Annotated in this window: 14 protein-coding genes; 6 read left to right on the top strand and 8 right to left on the bottom strand. The window is 70.3% G+C overall.

The window, feature by feature from the left end; genetic code table 11:
- Nucleotides 1-76 precede the first annotated feature (76 nt).
- Complete coding sequence (gene leuD / locus ACFWGN_RS04855) at nt 77-715, top strand: 3-isopropylmalate dehydratase small subunit (RefSeq protein WP_191789286.1); 639 nt, start codon at nt 77-79, stop codon at nt 713-715.
- A 149-nt stretch (nt 716-864) separates the two neighbouring features.
- On the opposite strand, the gene ACFWGN_RS04850 is transcribed toward leuD, so the two are convergent.
- Both ACFWGN_RS04850 and ACFWGN_RS04845 read right to left on the bottom strand, forming a co-directional pair.
- Entirely contained in the window at nt 865-1,704 is an 840-nt protein-coding gene (locus ACFWGN_RS04850) for an LLM class flavin-dependent oxidoreductase (protein ID WP_377615940.1), read from the bottom strand.
- Between the two features lie 134 nt (nt 1,705-1,838).
- Nucleotides 1,839-2,774, bottom strand: coding sequence for a DUF808 domain-containing protein (locus ACFWGN_RS04845; protein ID WP_377615939.1), 936 nt, complete (start codon nt 2,772-2,774; stop codon nt 1,839-1,841).
- Nucleotides 2,775-2,986: 212 nt separating this feature from the next.
- Between ACFWGN_RS04845 and lpdA the strand changes: the two genes are divergently transcribed.
- The gene (gene lpdA, locus ACFWGN_RS04840) at nt 2,987-4,390 is read left to right on the top strand and encodes a dihydrolipoyl dehydrogenase (protein WP_377615938.1); all 1,404 of its coding nucleotides are present in this window, start codon (nt 2,987-2,989) and stop codon (nt 4,388-4,390) included.
- A 350-nt stretch (nt 4,391-4,740) separates the two neighbouring features.
- On the opposite strand, the gene ACFWGN_RS04835 is transcribed toward lpdA, so the two are convergent.
- On the bottom strand, nt 4,741-5,076 hold the full coding sequence (locus tag ACFWGN_RS04835; protein WP_377615937.1) for a DUF2130 domain-containing protein: 336 nt from the start codon (nt 5,074-5,076) through the stop codon (nt 4,741-4,743).
- A gap of 195 nt (nt 5,077-5,271) precedes the next feature.
- Between ACFWGN_RS04835 and ACFWGN_RS04830 the strand changes: the two genes are divergently transcribed.
- Nucleotides 5,272-6,060 carry a hypothetical protein gene (locus ACFWGN_RS04830; RefSeq protein WP_377615936.1) on the top strand — a complete coding sequence of 263 codons (789 nt, stop codon included), beginning with the start codon at nt 5,272-5,274 and terminating at the stop codon, nt 6,058-6,060.
- Nucleotides 6,061-6,071: 11 nt separating this feature from the next.
- On the opposite strand, the gene ACFWGN_RS04825 is transcribed toward ACFWGN_RS04830, so the two are convergent.
- The 3 genes from ACFWGN_RS04825 to ACFWGN_RS04815 all read right to left on the bottom strand — a co-directional run bounded on the left by ACFWGN_RS04825 (nt 6,072) and on the right by ACFWGN_RS04815 (nt 9,125).
- Nucleotides 6,072-6,572, bottom strand: a complete 501-nt coding sequence (locus tag ACFWGN_RS04825; RefSeq protein WP_377615935.1) for a GNAT family N-acetyltransferase — start codon at nt 6,570-6,572, stop codon at nt 6,072-6,074.
- Nucleotides 6,573-6,625: 53 nt separating this feature from the next.
- Nucleotides 6,626-8,323, bottom strand: coding sequence for a DUF726 domain-containing protein (locus tag ACFWGN_RS04820; protein WP_377615934.1), 1,698 nt, complete (start codon nt 8,321-8,323; stop codon nt 6,626-6,628).
- Nucleotides 8,324-8,507: 184 nt separating this feature from the next.
- A complete protein-coding gene (locus ACFWGN_RS04815; RefSeq protein ID WP_377615933.1) occupies nt 8,508-9,125 on the bottom strand; it encodes a TetR/AcrR family transcriptional regulator in 618 nt (205 codons plus the stop codon).
- A 77-nt stretch (nt 9,126-9,202) separates the two neighbouring features.
- Between ACFWGN_RS04815 and ACFWGN_RS04810 the strand changes: the two genes are divergently transcribed.
- The 3 genes from ACFWGN_RS04810 to ACFWGN_RS04800 all read left to right on the top strand — a co-directional run bounded on the left by ACFWGN_RS04810 (nt 9,203) and on the right by ACFWGN_RS04800 (nt 15,058).
- On the top strand, nt 9,203-11,695 hold the full coding sequence (locus ACFWGN_RS04810; RefSeq protein ID WP_377615932.1) for a glycoside hydrolase family 3 C-terminal domain-containing protein: 2,493 nt from the start codon (nt 9,203-9,205) through the stop codon (nt 11,693-11,695).
- A 5-nt stretch (nt 11,696-11,700) separates the two neighbouring features.
- Nucleotides 11,701-14,445: a glycoside hydrolase family 3 C-terminal domain-containing protein gene (locus tag ACFWGN_RS04805; RefSeq protein WP_377615931.1), complete on the top strand. Its 2,745-nt coding sequence runs from the start codon at nt 11,701-11,703 to the stop codon at nt 14,443-14,445.
- 148 nt (nt 14,446-14,593) lie between these two features.
- Entirely contained in the window at nt 14,594-15,058 is a 465-nt protein-coding gene (locus ACFWGN_RS04800; protein ID WP_377615929.1) for a luciferase family protein, read from the top strand.
- Nucleotides 15,059-15,120: 62 nt separating this feature from the next.
- Here the strand turns inward: ACFWGN_RS04800 and ACFWGN_RS04795 are convergent, their stop codons facing one another.
- The gene (locus ACFWGN_RS04795) at nt 15,121-16,470 is read right to left on the bottom strand and encodes a PP2C family protein-serine/threonine phosphatase (protein ID WP_377615928.1); all 1,350 of its coding nucleotides are present in this window, start codon (nt 16,468-16,470) and stop codon (nt 15,121-15,123) included.
- A 166-nt stretch (nt 16,471-16,636) separates the two neighbouring features.
- Complete coding sequence (locus tag ACFWGN_RS04790; protein ID WP_377615927.1) at nt 16,637-18,004, bottom strand: MFS transporter; 1,368 nt, start codon at nt 18,002-18,004, stop codon at nt 16,637-16,639.
- Nucleotides 18,005-18,176: the final 172 nt, after the last annotated feature.

The following is an 18,176-nucleotide window of genomic DNA, read 5'->3' as shown; positions in this document are numbered from 1 at the left end:
GGGTTCCGGCGCCCCACGCGGGGCGCCACCCCGGCAGGCCACCTGACGACCGACTCATCGAGGAAGCAGAAGCATCATGGAGAAGTTCACCACCCACACCGGTGTCGGTGTCCCGCTGCGCCGCAGCAACGTCGACACGGACCAGATCATCCCCGCCGTCTACCTCAAGCGCGTGACGCGCACGGGGTTCGAGGACGCGCTGTTCGCGGCGTGGCGCGGGGACCCCGCGTTCGTCCTGAACCAGCCCGCTTACTCGTCCGGCTCCGTGCTGGTCGCGGGCCCCGACTTCGGCACCGGCTCGTCGCGCGAGCACGCCGTGTGGGCCCTCAAGGACTACGGCTTCAAGGTCGTCCTGGCCTCGCGTTTCGCGGACATCTTCCGCGGCAACTCGGGCAAGCAGGGCCTCGTCGCGGGCATCGTCGCGCAGGAGGACATCGAGCTGCTGTGGAAGGTCCTCGAGACCAAGCCCGGCACCGAGGTCACGGTCGACCTGGTCGAGCGCACGGCGACGGCCGACGACGTCGTGGTCCGTTTCCAGATCGACGACTACACGCGCTGGCGCCTCATGGAGGGGCTCGACGACATCGGCCTGACCCTCCAGCACGAGGCCGACATCACGGCGTTCGAGCAGACGCGCGCGTCGTGGCGCCCCAAGACGCTGCCGGCGAAGCACCTGCCGACGGTCGACATCGAGGCGGCCCGCCCGTCCGCATGACCTGACGGTCGCACGCGGTTCGCACGGCCCGACGGCGCCGCGCCCCTGGGTGGGGAGCGGCGCCGTCGGCGTGTGCGGGACGGGGGACGTACCTGCTCGCCGAGACGGCGTGTCGCCGACGGGCGGCGTACGTGGCGCGACGCACGCGCTCACGGTCGCGGCGGCCCCTGGCGGATCCGCGCGAGCTGCGACTCCGCAGTGATCTTCGACGGGTCCCACCCGGCCTCGAGCCACCACGTCGCGCCCGCGGCCTCGAGCGCGCGCGCGTCCTGGGCCGCGGCGTCGAGGTCGGTCGCGAAGTCCCGCTGGACCACGAGCTCGAACGTACCGGCCGCCGGGTCACGGTGGTCGCCCATCCAGGTCGCGACCTCGCGCACGTCCTCCGGTGTGAGCGGGTCCAGGCCGCGGTCGCCCCGGAGCTGGACCGTCACGCCGTCCCAGCGGACCGCTCGGCTCATGGACTTCTCGCTCGGGAACACCCCCACGGGCCACACGGGGATGCGCCCGTGGACGGGCTGCGGTGAGATCGTCATCTCGCCCGTCGAGATGTGTTTCCCGTCGAACGAGAACGCCTCGCCCGACCAGGAACGCTCGAGGAAGGCCAGCACGTCGTCGAGCAGCTCGGCGCGCTCGCGCAGCGACGTGAGCTGGCCGGGGACGGCGCTGAAGCCCGCGTCGTCGAGCACCCCGACGCCCGCGGGCAGCACGAGCCGCCCGCCCGAGAGGTGGTCGACCGTCAACGCCTGGCGTGCGAGCTCCCACGGACGCCGGCGGGGCAGTGCGAATACGAGCGCACCCAGCGTCACGCGCTCGGTCTGGACGGCCGCCGCGGCGAGGATGCCCCACGGGTCGTAGCCCTCCATGCCGGGCAGGCTGATGCCGTCCCACGTGAAGTAGCCGTCCCAGCCGTGGTCCTCGGCCTCGCGGGCCATGGAGACCAGCTCTGATGCGGAACCGAAGCTCCCGACGAACCCGAACTTCAAGGCCATGACGTCCTCCTGCGACTCGTTGGCGGTCCTCCCACGGTAGGACCGGCCACCCACACGCGCCGCGGGCCGGACGACGAAGGCCCGCTCGCCCCGCGAGTTCGCGGGCGAGCGGGCCTTCGGGCGTCGTCAGGGGATCAGTGGTGCTTGTTCTTGCGCGGGATGAAGTGCACGACCGTGACGACGACCGCGCCCACGATGGTGCCGACGATCGCCGAGCCCAGGGTGTCGACGAGCCAGGTGAGCACGCCCCCGACGACCGGGACGCCGTGCACGCCCGACTCGAGGAAGTGCAGCAGGTCGTAGGGCCCGTGCCACCCGAGGTCGTACGCGCCCTGGAGCAGGATGTGCCCACCGACCCACAGCATCGCGACGATGCCGACGGTCGAGATGACCGCCATGACGCGCGGCATGGCGGTCACGAGGCCGCGCCCGAACGACTGGACCCACCCCGTGCGCTGCCGGGCGAGGTGCAGGCCGATGTCGTCCATCTTCACGATCAGGCCCACGATCCCGTAGACCAGAGCAGTGATGAGCAGCGCGACGACCACGAGGATGATCGCGCGCGACCAGAACGCCTCGTCGGCGACCTCGTTGAGCGCGATGACCATGATCTCGGCGCTGAGGATGAAGTCGGTGCGCACCGCGCTCGACACGACCCGGTCCTCGTCGACGGCCTTCTTCGCCGCCGCCTCGTCGATCGCCTCGCCGTGCTTGCCCGAGATCATCTCCCAGAGCTTCTCGGCCCCCTCGAACGCGAGGTACGTCCCGCCGACCATGAGCAGCGGTGTCAGGAGCCACGGCAGGTACTGGCTGAGCAGCAGCGCCGCCGGGAGGATGAACAGGAGCTTGTTGCGCAGCGAGCCCAGGGCGATGCGCTTGACGACCGGGATCTCGCGCTTCGCGGCCAGACCCTCGACGTAGCGGGGCGTGACCGCGGTGTCGTCGATCACGACGCCGGTGGCCTTGACGCTCGCGCGCCCCGCGGCGGCACCGATGTCGTCGACGGAGGCGGCCGCGAGCTTGGCGAACGCCGCGATGTCGTCCAGGAGTGCTGCGAGTCCGAAGGCCATGAGGTCTCCACGAGGCCCGTGTCGCCGCCCACGAGCCCTGAGGTCGGGAGTCGACGCGGCTGTAGCGCATCGTATTCCCTCGGACGGGCGCCCGTCTCGGGGCGTCCACGAGAGCCCGCTGGCTCGTCGACGCCCGACCCGGCCCCCTGCCCTGGTGGCGTGTGACGCGATCGGTCGCACCGCCGTCGGGCAGACGATCTAGGCTGGTCCACATGGCTAACCACTACGACGTCGTCGTCCTCGGCGCGGGTCCCGGCGGCTACGTCGCCGCCATCCGCGCGGCCCAGCTCGGCCAGTCCGTCGCGATCATCGAGGAGAAGTACTGGGGCGGTGTGTGCCTCAACGTCGGGTGCATCCCCTCCAAGGCGCTCCTGCGCAACGCGGAGCTCGCCCACCTGTTCACGCACCAGGCCGACTTCTTCGGCATGACCGGTGACGTGTCGTTCGACTTCGGCAAGGCGTTCGACCGCAGCCGCGACGTCGCCGACGGCCGCGTCAAGGGCGTGCACTTCCTCATGAAGAAGAACAAGATCACCGAGTACGACGGGCGCGGCACGTTCCGCGACGCCAACACGATCGACGTCGCGCTGTCCTCGGGCCAGACCGAGACCGTGACGTTCGCGAACGTCATCATCGCGACGGGCTCGAAGGTCCGCCTGCTGCCGGGCGTCGAGCTGAGCGAGAACGTCGTCACGTACGAGAAGCAGATCCTGACGCGCGAGCTGCCGCGCTCGATCGCGATCGTCGGGGCCGGTGCGATCGGCATGGAGTTCGCGTACGTCCTCAAGAACTACGGCGTCGACGTGACCATCATCGAGTTCCTCGACCGCGCGCTGCCCAACGAGGACATCGAGGTCTCCAAGGAGATCGCCAAGCAGTACAAGAAGCTCGGCGTGAACATCCTGACGTCGACCGCGGTGCAGACCGTGGTGGATGGTGGCTCGTCGGTGACCGTCTCCTACAAGGGCGTCAAGGACGACAAGCCCGGCTCGATCGAGGTCGAAAAGGTCCTCATGGCCGTGGGCTTCGCACCCAACGTCGAGGGCTTCGGCCTCGAGAACACGGGTGTGCAGCTCACCGATCGCGGCGCGATCGCGATCGACGACGTCATGCGCACCAACGTGCCCCACATCTACGCGATCGGTGACGTCACCGCGAAGCTCATGCTCGCGCACGTCGCCGAGGCGCAGGGAGTCGTCGCGTCCGAGACCATCGGCGGCGCCGAGACCATGACGCTGGGCGACTACCGCATGATGCCGCGCGCGACGTTCTGCCAGCCGCAGATCGCGAGCTTCGGCCTCACAGAGCAGCAGGCCCGCGACGAGGGCTACGACGTCAAGGTCTCCAAGTTCCCCTTCACGGCCAACGGCAAGGCGCACGGCCTGGGCGAGCCCACGGGGTTCGTCAAGCTCGTCGCCGACGCCCGCTACGGCGAGCTCCTCGGCGGCCACCTGATCGGCCCCGACGCATCCGAGCTGCTGCCCGAGCTCACGCTCGCGCAGAAGTGGGACCTCACGGCATCCGAGCTGGGGCGCAACGTGCACACGCACCCGACGCTGTCGGAGGCCGTGCAGGAGGCTATTCATGGACTCGCGGGGCACATGATCAACTTCTGACCTGGTTGGTGGGTCGGGCGTCGATCGCCTGATCGGAGGCCCGGATCTGCGGATTTCCGCAGGTCCGGGCCTCTTCGTGCGTTCCAGGGGAGCCCAATTCTCACGATCCAGAACCTCAAGGTCGCGGGGCTGCTCGACTCCGAAGGGGGCAGGGACCGGGCGACCAGCCAGGAAGCACTGAGACAACTGCTGAAGCGGACCTTGCATGCTGGGGATCACATCGTCGGAGTTCGGCGGCCTAGATCGAGGCTCTTCTTGGGCGGTCCGCGACAGCCTGGCGTAACTCCCGACAACGTGCGGACCTGTGCGGCAACAACGTACGCCCGGGCACGCGTCAGGTGGCCTCGGACCTAGTTGGTTGGTTCGGTGGCTTCGAGCACGAGCGACTCAAAGTGCGCGGTCATCGTGGGATTGCCCTTGGTCAGTTTGCGGATTGTCACCTCGTCAAGCCCGCGGTCCGCGACGTCAAGCTGCTGTGTCCACAGTCGCATGGCTTCCTTAACTTTCTCGAGGTTGGCGATGGCGGTATCGATCGTCTTGATCGCAACCTCATACTGGTTGCGAGCCTTTCCGACCCGCATCTTGAACGAGTCCTGGAAGCCCTTGAGGGTGGTCTCAAAGTTTGTGATGTCGATGTTCTGTGCCTGGATGCGCTCCAGTTCGGTGCGCACCGTGATCGATGCCATCCCACAGTCCTCCTCGCGTCGGGGCGGTCGATCGGGTGAATTCGATGGCGACTGCGCTGTCGGTCGTAAACAGGGAAGGGGCGATTCACCGCGCGGTGCCGTGGTGCCCCGCGTGGACGTGCTTGGCTCCGGGGTGCCCCGTTCGCGCCACTGGGGGTATCGCCGGGGAAGCAGGAATGTGCGACGATCCCCGGCATGACGATGAGGCAGCGCCCGACGGCGCCGGAAGGGTTGGCCCCACCCCGTTGGGTTCGGGAAGCAGTCAGGGAGTCGAGCCGTACCGGCCGGGTCTTGGATCACGGATTCTCCGATGCCCAACTCAAGTCGGTGTGGTGGACGTCTCGGCTTACCGAGGCCGGTCTGGCTGACGGGACCTCTCCGATGATCACGTTCCCCTCGACTCGTGAGGACGGGACGGCGGTGCTGACCCGGGCGGACTTGTTCGCCATGTCCGCGGACCTCCGCAGCAAGGGGCGGCGAGGCCGGGACGAGCAGTGGCTGCAGTTCCTGTGGCATGTGCTCGCCTGGGGTTCTGGGCCGTCGCGGCGGAACAATCGCGCGCGAATCGACGCCTTCGCGGATCCCGTGACGCGAAGAGATCGCATCGGCTATCTGCGCGAGGCTGCCGAGCGGGTGTGGAAAGAGGACGTGCGGGGGGCGTACGGCGCGCTCGTCGAACCGGGACGGGGCCGTATCCCTGGGCTCGGGCCGGCTTTTTTCACCAAGGTGCTGTACTTCCTTGGCGGTGACGCCCCGCAGGAGCGTCGCGCCGTGAGGTGTCTGATTCTCGATGCGCGCGTCGCGACGTCCCTCCGTAGTTGCGGATGGGAGTCGCTTCCGAAGGGCAACTACAACTGGTTCACCGACACGTACGTGTCCTATTGCGGACTGTTGTCGAGATGGGCTGACGACTTGAGCGTTGCGGTCGGCCGCACGGTCGAGGCCGACGAGATTGAACGGGCGCTGTTCGCCGGACCCACCTGATATGTGGCGAGCTAGCCGTGGCTTCGCACCATCCGAACCTCGCTCACACCGTCGTCCACCTTCGTCACGCCGTCGGGCTTGAAGCCCTGCTTCGCGTAGAACGCCTGGGCTCGTGGGTTGGGATCTGCGACCCAGAGCCCGGCCGAGGTGCCGGCCGGGAGGACGGCCTCCATCAGCCCACGTCCCGCGCCGCTGCCGTGGAACGCTCCCGGCAGGTAGAGGACGTACAGCTGGGTGTCCCACGCGACGTCGGCTTCGGTGGCTGGTCCAGCGAGCGCGATGCCGACCACTGCGCCGTCGGACTCGGCGACGGCAGCCCGGAACGGCTCGTAGCGCTCCTCGGTGAGCACGGCATTCCAGAACCGCCCGCGTGCCGGCAGCAGGCCCGGGTCGTCGAGCACCTCGTCACGCATCAGGCCTCGGTAGGTCTGCCGCCAGGACTCGACGTGGACGTCGGCCATCGCGTCCGCGTCGTCGGGACGGGCCGGGCGGACGTGGAGGGGTGGACGCATCGCCCCAGGGTAGTGGTGCAGTGACGTCCGAGGATCCACCGCGCCCCCACCTGTCACTTGAGCTGTACGTGCCCCAGATACTCGAAGTGCGACTTCACGTGCTCGGAGACGTCGACGTTGACGAGCTTGTCCGAGGCGGGGGTGAAGCCCGTGAGACCGGCGGCGACCTGTCCCCCCTGCGCGACCCTGTAGACCACGTTCAGGACGTTGTCACGAGTCGAGTGGTACCCGTACACGGCCTCGTCGACCGAACCCGTCAGGTCACGCCAGTCGCTCTTGGCGCCGATGGCTGCGCCGAGCAGGTGGACGGACCGGATGCGCGGACCGCCGGGCTTGGTGCCCAGCGCCTCGGCCGCGACAGCCATCACTCGAGCGCCGAGGCTGTGCCCGATGAGCACATAGGACTCTGCCTCGGTCCGGGCGAGGAGGTCGCCGACGATGACGCCGGTCTTGTCGGCGCGGCTCTTCGCGACATGCCAGGGATTCTTGGCCAGGTCGGTCGCAAGGAGCGCTGGTGCGATGGTCCGGCCGAGGAACTTCGCCCCGGCCTTGTGAGCAACGGCGGCGGCCCCCTTGACCGCTGTGGTGCCCCCGGCCTTCCCGATCAGGCCCGCGCCCATCACCCCGAAGTCCTTGAGCTCCTTGGCGCCCCAGCGCACGCGGTACACGGGGGAGTCGGGGTAGCGCCCGTCGACGATCGACTTCCACCCACCCCACTTCTCCTGGTCGCCCTCGGTGAGGAAGCCGTTGGACACGAGGACGGGCACGCCACCGCGGCCAGGACGTAGGAGCTCGATCCGGAACGACTTGTCCTCGCGGACGTAGGCGTTCGACACGGACGCACCGAGAGTGCCTCCGACGGCAGCGCCGACGGCGGTGACGACGGCGGTGCCTCCTGCCATGCCGAGCCCTCCGGCGGCGAGGCTGCCGCCACCGAGGACGGCGAGGCCGTGCGACGTCGCGGCCGCACCGGAGAGCCCGCCGAACATCCCGAGCGAACCGATCGCCCCGCCGATCGCCGGCGCGGCGAGAAGGGCGAGTGGTGCGCCGGCAGCAAGGCCGACGATTCCGACCGCAGCGATCTTGGACGCCTTGTTCAGGTCGGGCTTCTCGTACTTGAGGAAGTCCTCGTAGTCGTGCAGCTCGCCGAACGTTCCTTGGGCCTTCTCGAAACCGGGGATGTCATGGCGGTGCTCGGCACAGTACTGGGGGACACGGAGGGCGCCGCGGTCTCGGACCGCCATGTTCTCGCAACCGGGAGCCACGCACGGAAGGGTCGGTGACCCGCACGCCTGGCACACGTAGACGGGCAGCTGGCCGGCGGGCCGGTTGGACTTGCGATGCTCGGACTTGGCGAAGCACGACGAGCACCAGCCCAGCTTCGGCTCATAAGGTGAGACGTCGTCTGCGACGTCGGCGATCCACTGCGCGACCTTCGCATAGCCGTCGGCGCGCTTCTGGGCGCTCTTCTTGTTCTCCTCGGCCTGCTTGAGCGCAGCCTTCTCGCTCTCGCGGTCGGATGCAGCGAGCGCTTCTGAGTACGACGTCGTCCGCGCCACGTACCACGCCTTGGCGTAGGCCCACATGTTGCTGAGGAGAGCTGGATTGGTCTGCAGGACCCCACCGCTCTCAATCGTGGGGTCGAGGTCGGTGATGTCGCCGGAGAGGGTGAGTGTTGCGCCCTGGTCCGAGACGACCGCGACCGTGAGGCGCGTACCGTCGGCGACGTGGGCGTGAATCGAACCAGGCATGGTGGGATCGTTCCACAGCATCCGGTGGTAAATCAGCGCCGATCGGGTGAATTTGCACCTGTCCATACACAATGCTGCTGGAGCCCTCCGGCCACCCGCCTACCCGACGTCGCAGCCCACCTTCCGCACGACGGCGCGCTCCGTCGTCGGGCATCTTGGGTGCCGCACCCAGCGGCCCCCGGCATCACCCGATCCCAAACTCCCGCCGCAGCATCTCCCCGACCATCCCGGGGACGTCGACCGTCCCCGGGTGCAGCGCGTCGTAGACCTGCAGCCCTTCCCAGGTGGAGATGAAGAGCGCCGCGCGTTCCTCGGGTGAGGCGCCGGTCTCCGCAAGGACCCCGCGCTCGCGCTGCGACCGGATCATCCCGCCGATGATCGAGACCAGCACCTGGTGCCGCTGCTGGAGCACGGGCCGCGCGGGGTGCCCTTCGGTCCCCGCCTCGGCCGAGAGGGTCGAGAGGAGCTGCACGAGCCCGGGTGCTTCGCGGTTGCGTTCGGCGACGTGCACGAACCCGTCGGCGAGGTCCTCGGGCGTGAAGTCCGTGGGCATCTCGGGTGGCGCGTGCTGCGCGTCGTGCCACTCGATGACGGCCAGGAGCAGTGCGGTCTTGTTGCCGAAGTGGTGCAGGAGCGTCGAGTGGTCGACCCCGGCCTCACGCGCGATGCCTCGCAGGGAGGCTCCGTAGAACCCCTTCTGGGCGAAGGCCTCGGCCGCGCGGGCGACGATCGACTGCTTGGTCGCCCGCCCGGTGGCGTACCCCTCGGGTCGCCCTGTGGTGGCTGCTTGCTGTGTGGTCACGACGATCCTCTCCGAGGTCAGAGGCTACCCTGCCACGTAATTCCACCAAGTGGTGGAGGTTGGGCTATCCTGGCGCCGTGCTCACTCCTGACGCCCGACGACGTGCCCGTAGCGAGATGACCCTCACCGAGAAGGCATCGCTCACCTCAGGCGCGAACTTCTGGAACACCAAGCCGGTCGACCGGCTCGGCGTTCCCTCGATCATGCTCACCGACGGCCCGCACGGTCTGCGCAAGCAGGGCGGGGCAGCGGACCACCTCGGTCTCAACGCGAGCATCCCCGCGACGTGCTTCCCCACCGCGGCCACGCTCGCCAACAGCTGGGACCCGGGCCTCGTGGAGCGCGTGGGCGAGGCGCTCGGCGCCGAGGCCGCCGCAGAGGACGTCAGCGTCCTGCTCGGTCCCGGCCTCAACATCAAGCGCAACCCGCTCGCGGGCCGCAACTTCGAGTACTTCTCCGAGGACCCGCTGCTCGCGGGCCGCCTCGCCGCCGCGCAGATCCGCGGTATCCAGTCCCAGGGCGTCGCCGCGAGCGCCAAGCACTTCGCGGTGAACAGCCAGGAGACGCACCGCATGTCGATGGACGAGGTCGTCGACGAGCGCGCGCTCCACGAGACCTACCTCGAGGCGTTCCGGATCGCGGTCACCGAGGGCCGGCCGTGGACCGTCATGAGCTCGTACAACAAGGTCAACGGGACCTACGCGAACGAGCACCGCGAGCTCCTCGACGAGATCCTGCGCAAGCAGTGGGGCTTCGACGGCCTGGTCGTGACCGACTGGGGCGGCAACAACGACCGCGTCGCAGGCCTGGTCGCGGGCAACGCGCTCGAGATGCCGTCGACCGACGGGGTGACCGACGCCGAGGTCGTGCGCGCGGTCGAGGAGGGGCGCCTCCACGAGGCGGTCCTCGACGCCCGCGTCGACGAGCTGCTCACGCTGATCGCGCGCACGGAGCGCGCCCGCGCGCAGGGAACCCGCACGCCCGACGGCGCCGCACCGGTCGACCACGACGCGCACCACGCGCTCGCGGTCGAGGCCGCGCGACGCTCGGTCGTCCTGCTGCGCAACGCGCGCGGGACCCTGCCGCTCGGGTCGCACTCGGGCCGCGTCGCGGTGATCGGCGACTTCGCGGCGAGCCCCCGGTACCAGGGGGCTGGCAGCTCGCTCGTGAACCCGACCCGGGTGGACGTCGCGCTCGACGCGCTGCGGGCGAGCGAGCTGGACGTCGTCGGCTACGAGCCCGGCTGCGCACGCCGCGACGCGGGCCGGGGCGCGTGGGACTCGCCGTCGTCGGTGCGACGCCGACGCAAGGCCGTCCGTCTCGCCGAGCGCGCCGACGTCGTGCTGCTCTTCCTCGGCCTGGACGAGTCCGCCGAGGCCGAGGGCGTCGACCGGGCGCACATGCGCCTCGCGCGCAACCAGCTCGCCCTCACGCGCGAGCTGACAGCGCTCGGGATCCCGGTCGTGGTCGTCCTGGCCGGCGGCGCCCCCGTCGAGCTGCCGTTCGCCGAGCACGTCGACGCGATCGTGCACGGCTACCTCGCGGGCCAGGGCGGCGGGCAGGCGGTCGCCGACGTGCTGACCGGCGCGGTCAACCCGGCCGGTCGCCTCGCCGAGACGTACCCGCTGCGCTATGTGGACGTTCCGTCGTCGGCGACGTTCGGGCGGACCGAGGCGACGTCCGAGCACCGCGAGAGCATCTACGTCGGCTACCGCTACGCCGACAAGGTCGGCCTGCCCGTCCGCTACCCGTTCGGGCACGGGCTGAGCTACACCACGTTCGCGTACAGCGACCTGACGGCGGGCCGGGAGCAGGTCACCGTCACGGTGACCAACACAGGGGACCGTGCAGGGACCGAGACCGTGCAGGTGTACGTCGAGGCGCCCGGCGCCGCGGAAGGCGCGTTCCGCGCGCCCCGCGAGCTCGCGGGCTTCGCGAAGGTCACGCTCGACGCGGGGGAGAGCGCGACCGTGACGGTCGACCTGGCCGAGCACGCGTTCGACGCCTACGACGTCGTCGCGCATCAGTGGCGCACCGTGCCGGGCATCTCCACGGTCCAGGTGGGCGCCTCGTCGCGCGACCTGCGGGTGAGCGCGCCCGTCGAGGTCGACGGCGAGCCGTGGACGCCCGGTGCGACCGCGCCGGGCGCCACGGCCCTGCCGCACTACGTCAGCGGCCGGGTGGACCGCGTCCCGGCCGCCGAGTTCGCCGCGCTCCTGGGGCGCACGCCCCCGGCTGCGGACTGGCCCGTCGGGCAGCCGCTCACGCGCGACGACATCGTCGCCCAGGCGCGGGGCCGAGGCGGGGTCGGGGGCTTGCTGGTCGGGCTCATCGACACCGCCGGGCGACTGCTCATGGCACTGGGCCGCCCTCTGGCGGCGAACAACACCCGCTTCGCGCTCGACCTGCCGTTCCGGTCGGTGTCGCGGATGAGCGCGGGCAAGGTCGACGACGCGATGCTCGACGCCCTGCTCGTGATGGTCAACGGCCGGTTCTGGGGTGGCATGCGCCGCCTCGTCCCGGCATGGCGTGCCCACGCGAAGGCCGCGCGGGCTCCGAAGAAGGACTGAGAACGATGGCGACACGCACAGAGATCAAGCGGGACGCGGTCGCGCGCGCACAGGAGCTGCGCGCGGCCAGGCGGGCCCGACGCGCCGAGCTGAAGGCAATGGCGCCGCAGGACCGCAAGGAAGCCCGGGCAGCCGACAAGGTCGCAGCCCGGGAGGCGAAGAAGAGCGCCAAGGCAGAGCGGGCTGCGGCCCACGCCGGGATGACCCGTGCGGAGCGCCGCGAGGACAGGCGGCGCGCACGGATCAACCGCAAGGTCGAGCACCGTCCGCGCCGCGCGGTCGGGTGGGGCGTCACCGCCGTGGCCGTGATCGCGATCGGGGGACTGGTCGCGCCGTTCGCGAGCGCGTTCGGCCGCCTCATGTCGATCGAGTACGACTCGTCCTCCCCGGCAGGCGTGGCCGCCCGGGAGAACGCGGCCCAGGTGTCGGAGGACATCTCCGACGAGGGCATCGTCCTGCTCAAGAACGAGGACGACGTCCTGCCGCTGGCCGAGAAGTCCCTCAACGTGTTCAGCTTCGCGTCCTTCAACCTCATCCTCGGTGGCGGCGGGTCGGGCGGCAGCAACCAGTCGCAGGCCGTGCCGTTCTACGACGCGCTCGCCGACCAGGGGATCACTGTCAACCCCGACCTCAAGGCGACCATGGAGGACGCGGGCGCCAAGACCGAGACCGGTGGCGCCAACGGCCTCGTGCAGATCGCGGGCGCCATGCTGGGCGGCGGTGACGAGGGCGAGCCCGCTCCCGACTACCTGACCGACGACGTCATGGCCCAGGCCGCCGAGTTCTCCGGCACGGCCCTCGTGGTCGTCGGCAACGACGGCGTCGAGGGGCAGGACATGAGCCCCGAGCAGCTGCGCCTGACCGACGAGCAGCGCGCTCTGTTCGACCGTGTCACGGCCTCGTTCGACGACGTCGTCGTGGTCGTGAACTCGGGCAACCAGCTGGAGCTCGGGTTCCTCGACGCGTACCCGCAGATCAAGTCCGCGGTGTGGATCGGGACCCCGGGTCCCCGTGGCGCGGTCTCGCTCGCCAAGGTGCTGACGGGGGACGTGAACCCGTCCGGCCGCCTGACCGACACCTACGCCTACGACGTCACGAGCGCCCCGGCGATCGAGAACGTCGGCGACTTCGACTACGCCAACGTCAAGCGCTCGTACATGGACTACGAAGAGAGCATCTACGTCGGCTACCGCTACTACGAGACCCGGTACGTGGGTGACGAGGCGGGCTACGCCGAGGCCGTCCAGTTCCCGTTCGGGCACGGCCTGAGCTACACCACGTTCGAGCAGCAGGCCGCCGCGCCGCGCGTCGAGGGCGAGACGATCAGCGTCGACGTCACGGTGACCAACACCGGTGACGTCGCGGGCAAGGACGTCGTGCAGGTCTACTTCTCGGCGCCCTGGACGCCGGGCGGCATCGAGAAGTCCGCGATCGAGCTCGCGGGCTACGACAAGACGACGATGCTCGAGCCCGGCGAGTCCGAGACCGTGACCGTCACGTTCGACGTGCGCGACATGGCCTCCTGGGGCACCGAGGGCCACGGTGCCTACCTGCTCGAGGCCGGGACGTACCAGATCTCGGTGCGCACCGACGTGCACACGCCCGTCGCGCAGTTCGACCACGTGGTGGCCGAGGACGTCGTCTACGACACCGACGCCGACACGGGGTACGAGCTGACCAACCGCTTCGCCGACGCCGAGGGCGACCTGACCTCCCTCTCGCGCGCCGACTGGGAGGGCACGTACCCGCAGGCTCCTGAGCCGGGTGCCACGGCCTCCGACGAGCTGCTCGCGCGCATGGACCCGGAGATCGAGCCCGCGGAGGGCGAGGTCCCGACCTACGGCGCCGACAACGGCCTCGTCCTGGCCGACCTGGCGGGCCTCGACCGTGACGACCCCCAGTGGGAGAAGTTCCTCGACCAGCTCACGCTCGACGAGCAGATCGACCTCTTCGCCAAGGGCGCGTACCGCACGCACGAGGTCGAGCGCCTCGGCATCCCCGCGATGGACCTGCTCGACGGGCCGGCGGGCCTCAACTCGCTGTTCAGCCCGCTCGAGGCCGCCGCCTACCCGACGCAGATCGTCGTGGCCTCGACGTGGAACGACGAGCTCGCGTTCGCGCTCGGCGAGTCGGTGGGCGACGAGGCCGTCGCCCACGACATCGAGGGCTGGTACGCCCCGGGCATGAACCTGCACCGCTCTGCTCTGGGCGGGCGTGACTTCGAGTACTTCTCGGAGGACCCGTACCTGTCGGGCATGATGTCCGCCGCGATGGTCTCGGGCGCGGAGAGCAAGGGTGTGCTCACGTTCATGAAGCACTTCGCGCTCAACGAGCAGGAGGTCAACGCCCGCACGGGCGTGAACGTCTTCGTCGACGAGCAGGCCCTGCGCGAGCTGTACCTCAAGCCGTTCGAGATCACGGTCAAGGAGGCCGACCCGACCGGCGCGATGAGCTCCTTCATCAACATCGGCGGCACCTGGGCCGGTGGCAACGAGGCGCTCCTGCAGGACGTCCTGCGCGGGGAGTGGGGCTTCCAGGGCATCGTCTCGACCGACGCGGTGCTCGGATCCTGGATGGATCCTGGTCTCGCGGCCCGCTACGGCAACGACCTCATGCTCGCGATGCTCCCGGGGTCGGACAAGGCCACCCGGGCCGCGGTCGAGGCAGACCCGGTGGGGGTCGGCAACGGCCTGCGCGAGCGCGTCCACACCATCCTCTACACGGTCCTGCAGACGAACCTGTTCGCCTGACTGATCCGGGCAGGGCTGCAGAACCCAGGCGCCCGACGCCGGAGCGCACCCTCGCCGCGAGGGTGCGCTCCGTCGTCGGGCGCCTTCAGCCTGCCCGCGCCGGCAATTCCCTCGCCGCAGCCGTGCCGGTCCCGCTAGCGTCCCGCCCATGACTCTCACCCCGCGCCGAGGCCCTCGTCCCATCACGTCCGACGAGGGACCGCACCGGCAGGTCGACCAGCTGGCGCCGGCCGAGCTGTGGGGCGAGCTCGTGCTCGCGGCGACCACGATCGAGGGCGTCCGCGAAGGGCACAGCTCGGTCTCCCCGGCGTCGTCCCGGGCACTGTTCCTCGATGGCCACGAGCGCACCTCGAACCCCACGACGTCCCTCGCGACGCCGGACCAGCGCCTCGAACCGGTCCACCTGCACGGCGTGACCGACACGAGCCTGCACCTGTGCCTGCCGCGCGAACGGGCCCAGGAGGTCTGCGCGGCAGGCTGGGGAGAAGCGCACCAGTACGCCGACCACGCGACCGAGATCATGGTCTACGGGCCGCGCGACGCCGACGAGATGGCCGTGGTCCTGGGACTGGTCCGCGAGAGCCTCGACGTCGCACGGGTGCACAACCCGTAGCCGTCGTCGGGCGCCCCTCCGCGAGGTAGAGGGGACGCGTCGGGGTAGAGACCCAGGTCCTGTCAGCCGCCGCTCGCGTCACCCGTCAGCACCTCGACCGACACGAGGGCGACGTCGTCCTCGCTGGGCCGGGGCACGAGCCGGGCGACCAGGGCGTCGAGGAGCCTGTCCCGCGAGCCGTCCGCGATCTCCTCGACGACCCCCGGCAGGTCCCGCAGGGCGTCGCGCAGTCGTCGGTCCCGCCTCTCGACGAGGCCGTCGGTGTAGAGGAGCAGGGTGTCGCCGGGGTGCAGGACGTCCGCGTGGTTCGTCCGCGAGGTGCCCGAGCCGAGGCCGAACATCCGGTCGTTGTGCCGCGCGAGCAGCTCGGCCGAGCCGTCGGCGCGCACGAGGACGGGCGGAGGGTGACCGGCCGAGACCCAGGTGAGCGCCCGGTCGCCGGCCGGGCCGGGGAGCCCCACGAGTGCCGCGGCCACCGTTGCCGCCGTCTCGATGCCGAGTCCTTCGGCCGCTCGTTCGGTGCGTTCGAGGATCGTCGCCGGGGACGTGCCCGACTCGTACGCGACGCCGCGCATGACCCCTCGGAGCTGACCCATGGTCGCCGCCGCGGAGATGTCCTGCCCGACGACGTCCCCGACCACCACGAACGTGCACCCGCACGCCAGCTCGAACGCGTCGTACCAGTCGCCGCCGACGTGCATCTCGCGCGAGGCGGGCCGGTAGCGGACGTCGATGCGCAGCCCGTCGGGCTGGGCGGGCGCAGTGAGAATCGAGTCCTGGAGCTGCAGCGCCGCGCGGCGCTCGCGGTCGAGGCCCTCCTGGAACCGGCCGACCGAGGACCCCAGGTGCAGGGCCTGGTCGACCACCGCGGCGTCGAGCCCGATGCTCTGGTCGGCCGCGGTCCGCTGCGAGCTCTGGACGACCCCGGTCACGTCCTCCGCGCGGTGCACGAGCGCGGCGACGCGCCCGCTCGCGTCGAAGACCGGGATGTTCGTCACGAGCCAGTGGCGCTCGACCCACTCGCCCGGTCGGTCACCGGGCAGGTCGATGCGCAACGGTTCGAGCAGGTCGATCCGACCGGTCTGCAGGACCTTCTCCAACGAGCGGACGATCCGTCCGACGTGCTCGTCGTCCGCGGGCGAGAAGGTGAAGCCCGCGTCGAGCGAGCGGCCGACGAGCGCGGTCGCCGGGAGGCCCAGCATGTCGAGGTAGGCGTCGTTGACGTCGAGGACGGTCAGGTCGGGTGCCAGCACCACCTTGGGCGCGGACAGCGCGGCGAACACCGCACGGTAGTCGAGCCGGTCGGCCTCGGGTGCAGGCTCCGCGTCGTCCGGCGGGCGCTCGGTGCGCCGCGCCGACCCGGGAGCTGCTCCCGAACGGCCGCTCGCCCCGTCCCGCGCCTCGTCCTCCATCGGATCGGCCTCTTCCCCCGCGTCGTTCCCTCAGCATGGCGGAGAAGTCGTGCTTCCGCAGAAGTGCATGCCACGGGCGCGTGCGGGTCTCACGGAGCGGATGCCCGACGGCGGGGCGCGCCGTCCGTGGGAAGGTGCGCCCCGCCGTCGGGCACCTGGGCGGGTGTCAGCTCACGTTGTCGGTGTAGTCGACGTCCTTGGTCTCCTTGCTGACGAGCAGCGCGACGAGGGTGAGGACCGACATGGCCGAGAGGTAGACCCCGACCAGGACGGGCGAGCCCTCTGCCTGCTTCCACAGCGCGACCGCGATGAACGGCGCGACGGCCGCCCCGAGGATCGACGACAGGTTGTACGCGATCGCGGAGCCCGTGTACCGGACGTTCGCGGGGAAGAGCTCGGGCAGGATCGCTGCCATGGGGCCGAACGTCAGGCCCATGAGCGTGAAGCCCACGATCAGGAGCGTCATGACCCCGACGGTCCCGCCCATGAAGAGCGGCACGAACAGCGCGCCGAAGACGATGATCGCGACGGTCGTCCAGATGAGGTGCTTGCGGCGACCGAACCTCTCGGCCATCGGACCCGAGACGAGCGTGAAGATCCCGAAGAACACGACGCCCACGATGAGCATCACGAGGAAGTCGGTGCGCGCGTAGCCGAGCCCGGGGGCGGCGTCGGCGCCCGCGGGGACCTCGGCGGGTGCCGTGCCGAACGTCAGGGTGAACGTCGTCATGAGGTAGAACAGCACGTACGTCGCGAGCATGATGAACGTGCCCAGCACGATCTGGCGCCACGACGTACGGAAGACCTGGGCGACGGGCAGCTTGGCGACCGCTCCGGTCTCGACGACCTTCTGGAACGCGGGCGTCTCGACGAGCCTGAGCCGCACCCACAGGCCCACGACCACGAGGATCGCGCTCGCCAGGAACGGCACGCGCCAGCCCCACGCGGCGAACTGCGCGTCGGTCAGCGTCTCGGCGAGGATCAGGAACGTCGTGTTGGCGAGGATGAACCCGATGGGCGCGCCGAGCTGGGGGAACGTGCCCCAGATCGCGCGCTTGCCCGCGGGGGCGTTCTCGGTCGCGAGCAGCGCGGCGCCGCTCCACTCGCCGCCGAGCCCCAGGCCCTGGCAGAAGCGCATGACGACGAGCAGCGCGGGGGCGAGCACGGCCCAGCCGGGCGTGGTCGACGGCGGCAGCAGGCCGATGAGGAACGTCGCGACCCCCATGGTCAGCAGCGAGGCGACGAGCGTGCCCTTGCGCCCGATCCGGTCGCCGTAGTGACCGAACACGATCGAGCCGAGCGGGCGCGCCACGAACGCGACCCCGAACACCGCGAACGACGCGAGGAGCTGGGACGTCCCGCCGTCGAGCGCCGAGAAGAAGACGGTCGGGAAGACGAGGACGGCCGCGGTCGCGTAGGCGTAGAAGTCGTAGAACTCGATCGAGGTGCCGATGAGGCTCGCGAAGATCACGCGGCCCTTGCTGTTGGCGGGGGCCTCGGGGTCGGCGGACGGTTGGGCGGCCGTTGTGGTCACGGGGGTGCGCTCCTGGTGCAGACGATGGTTCGGGGAGGTCTCCCTGCGCGACGGAGGGGACCGTACTACCCGGTAACTTCCCTCCCACGGTAAGGACCGTGCCCACATGGCGAAGCGGCCGTCTCGCGATGTGGTCACGGCGAGAGCCGGGGGCATGATGGGAGGACGACCC

Origin of the sequence: Oerskovia sp. NPDC060338 (genome assembly GCF_042726295.1) — a bacterium.
Lineage (GTDB): Bacteria > Actinomycetota > Actinomycetes > Actinomycetales > Cellulomonadaceae > Oerskovia > Oerskovia merdavium.
Note: the sequence above shows the minus strand (reverse complement) of the source record. Positions and strands in the feature narration are given on the sequence as shown.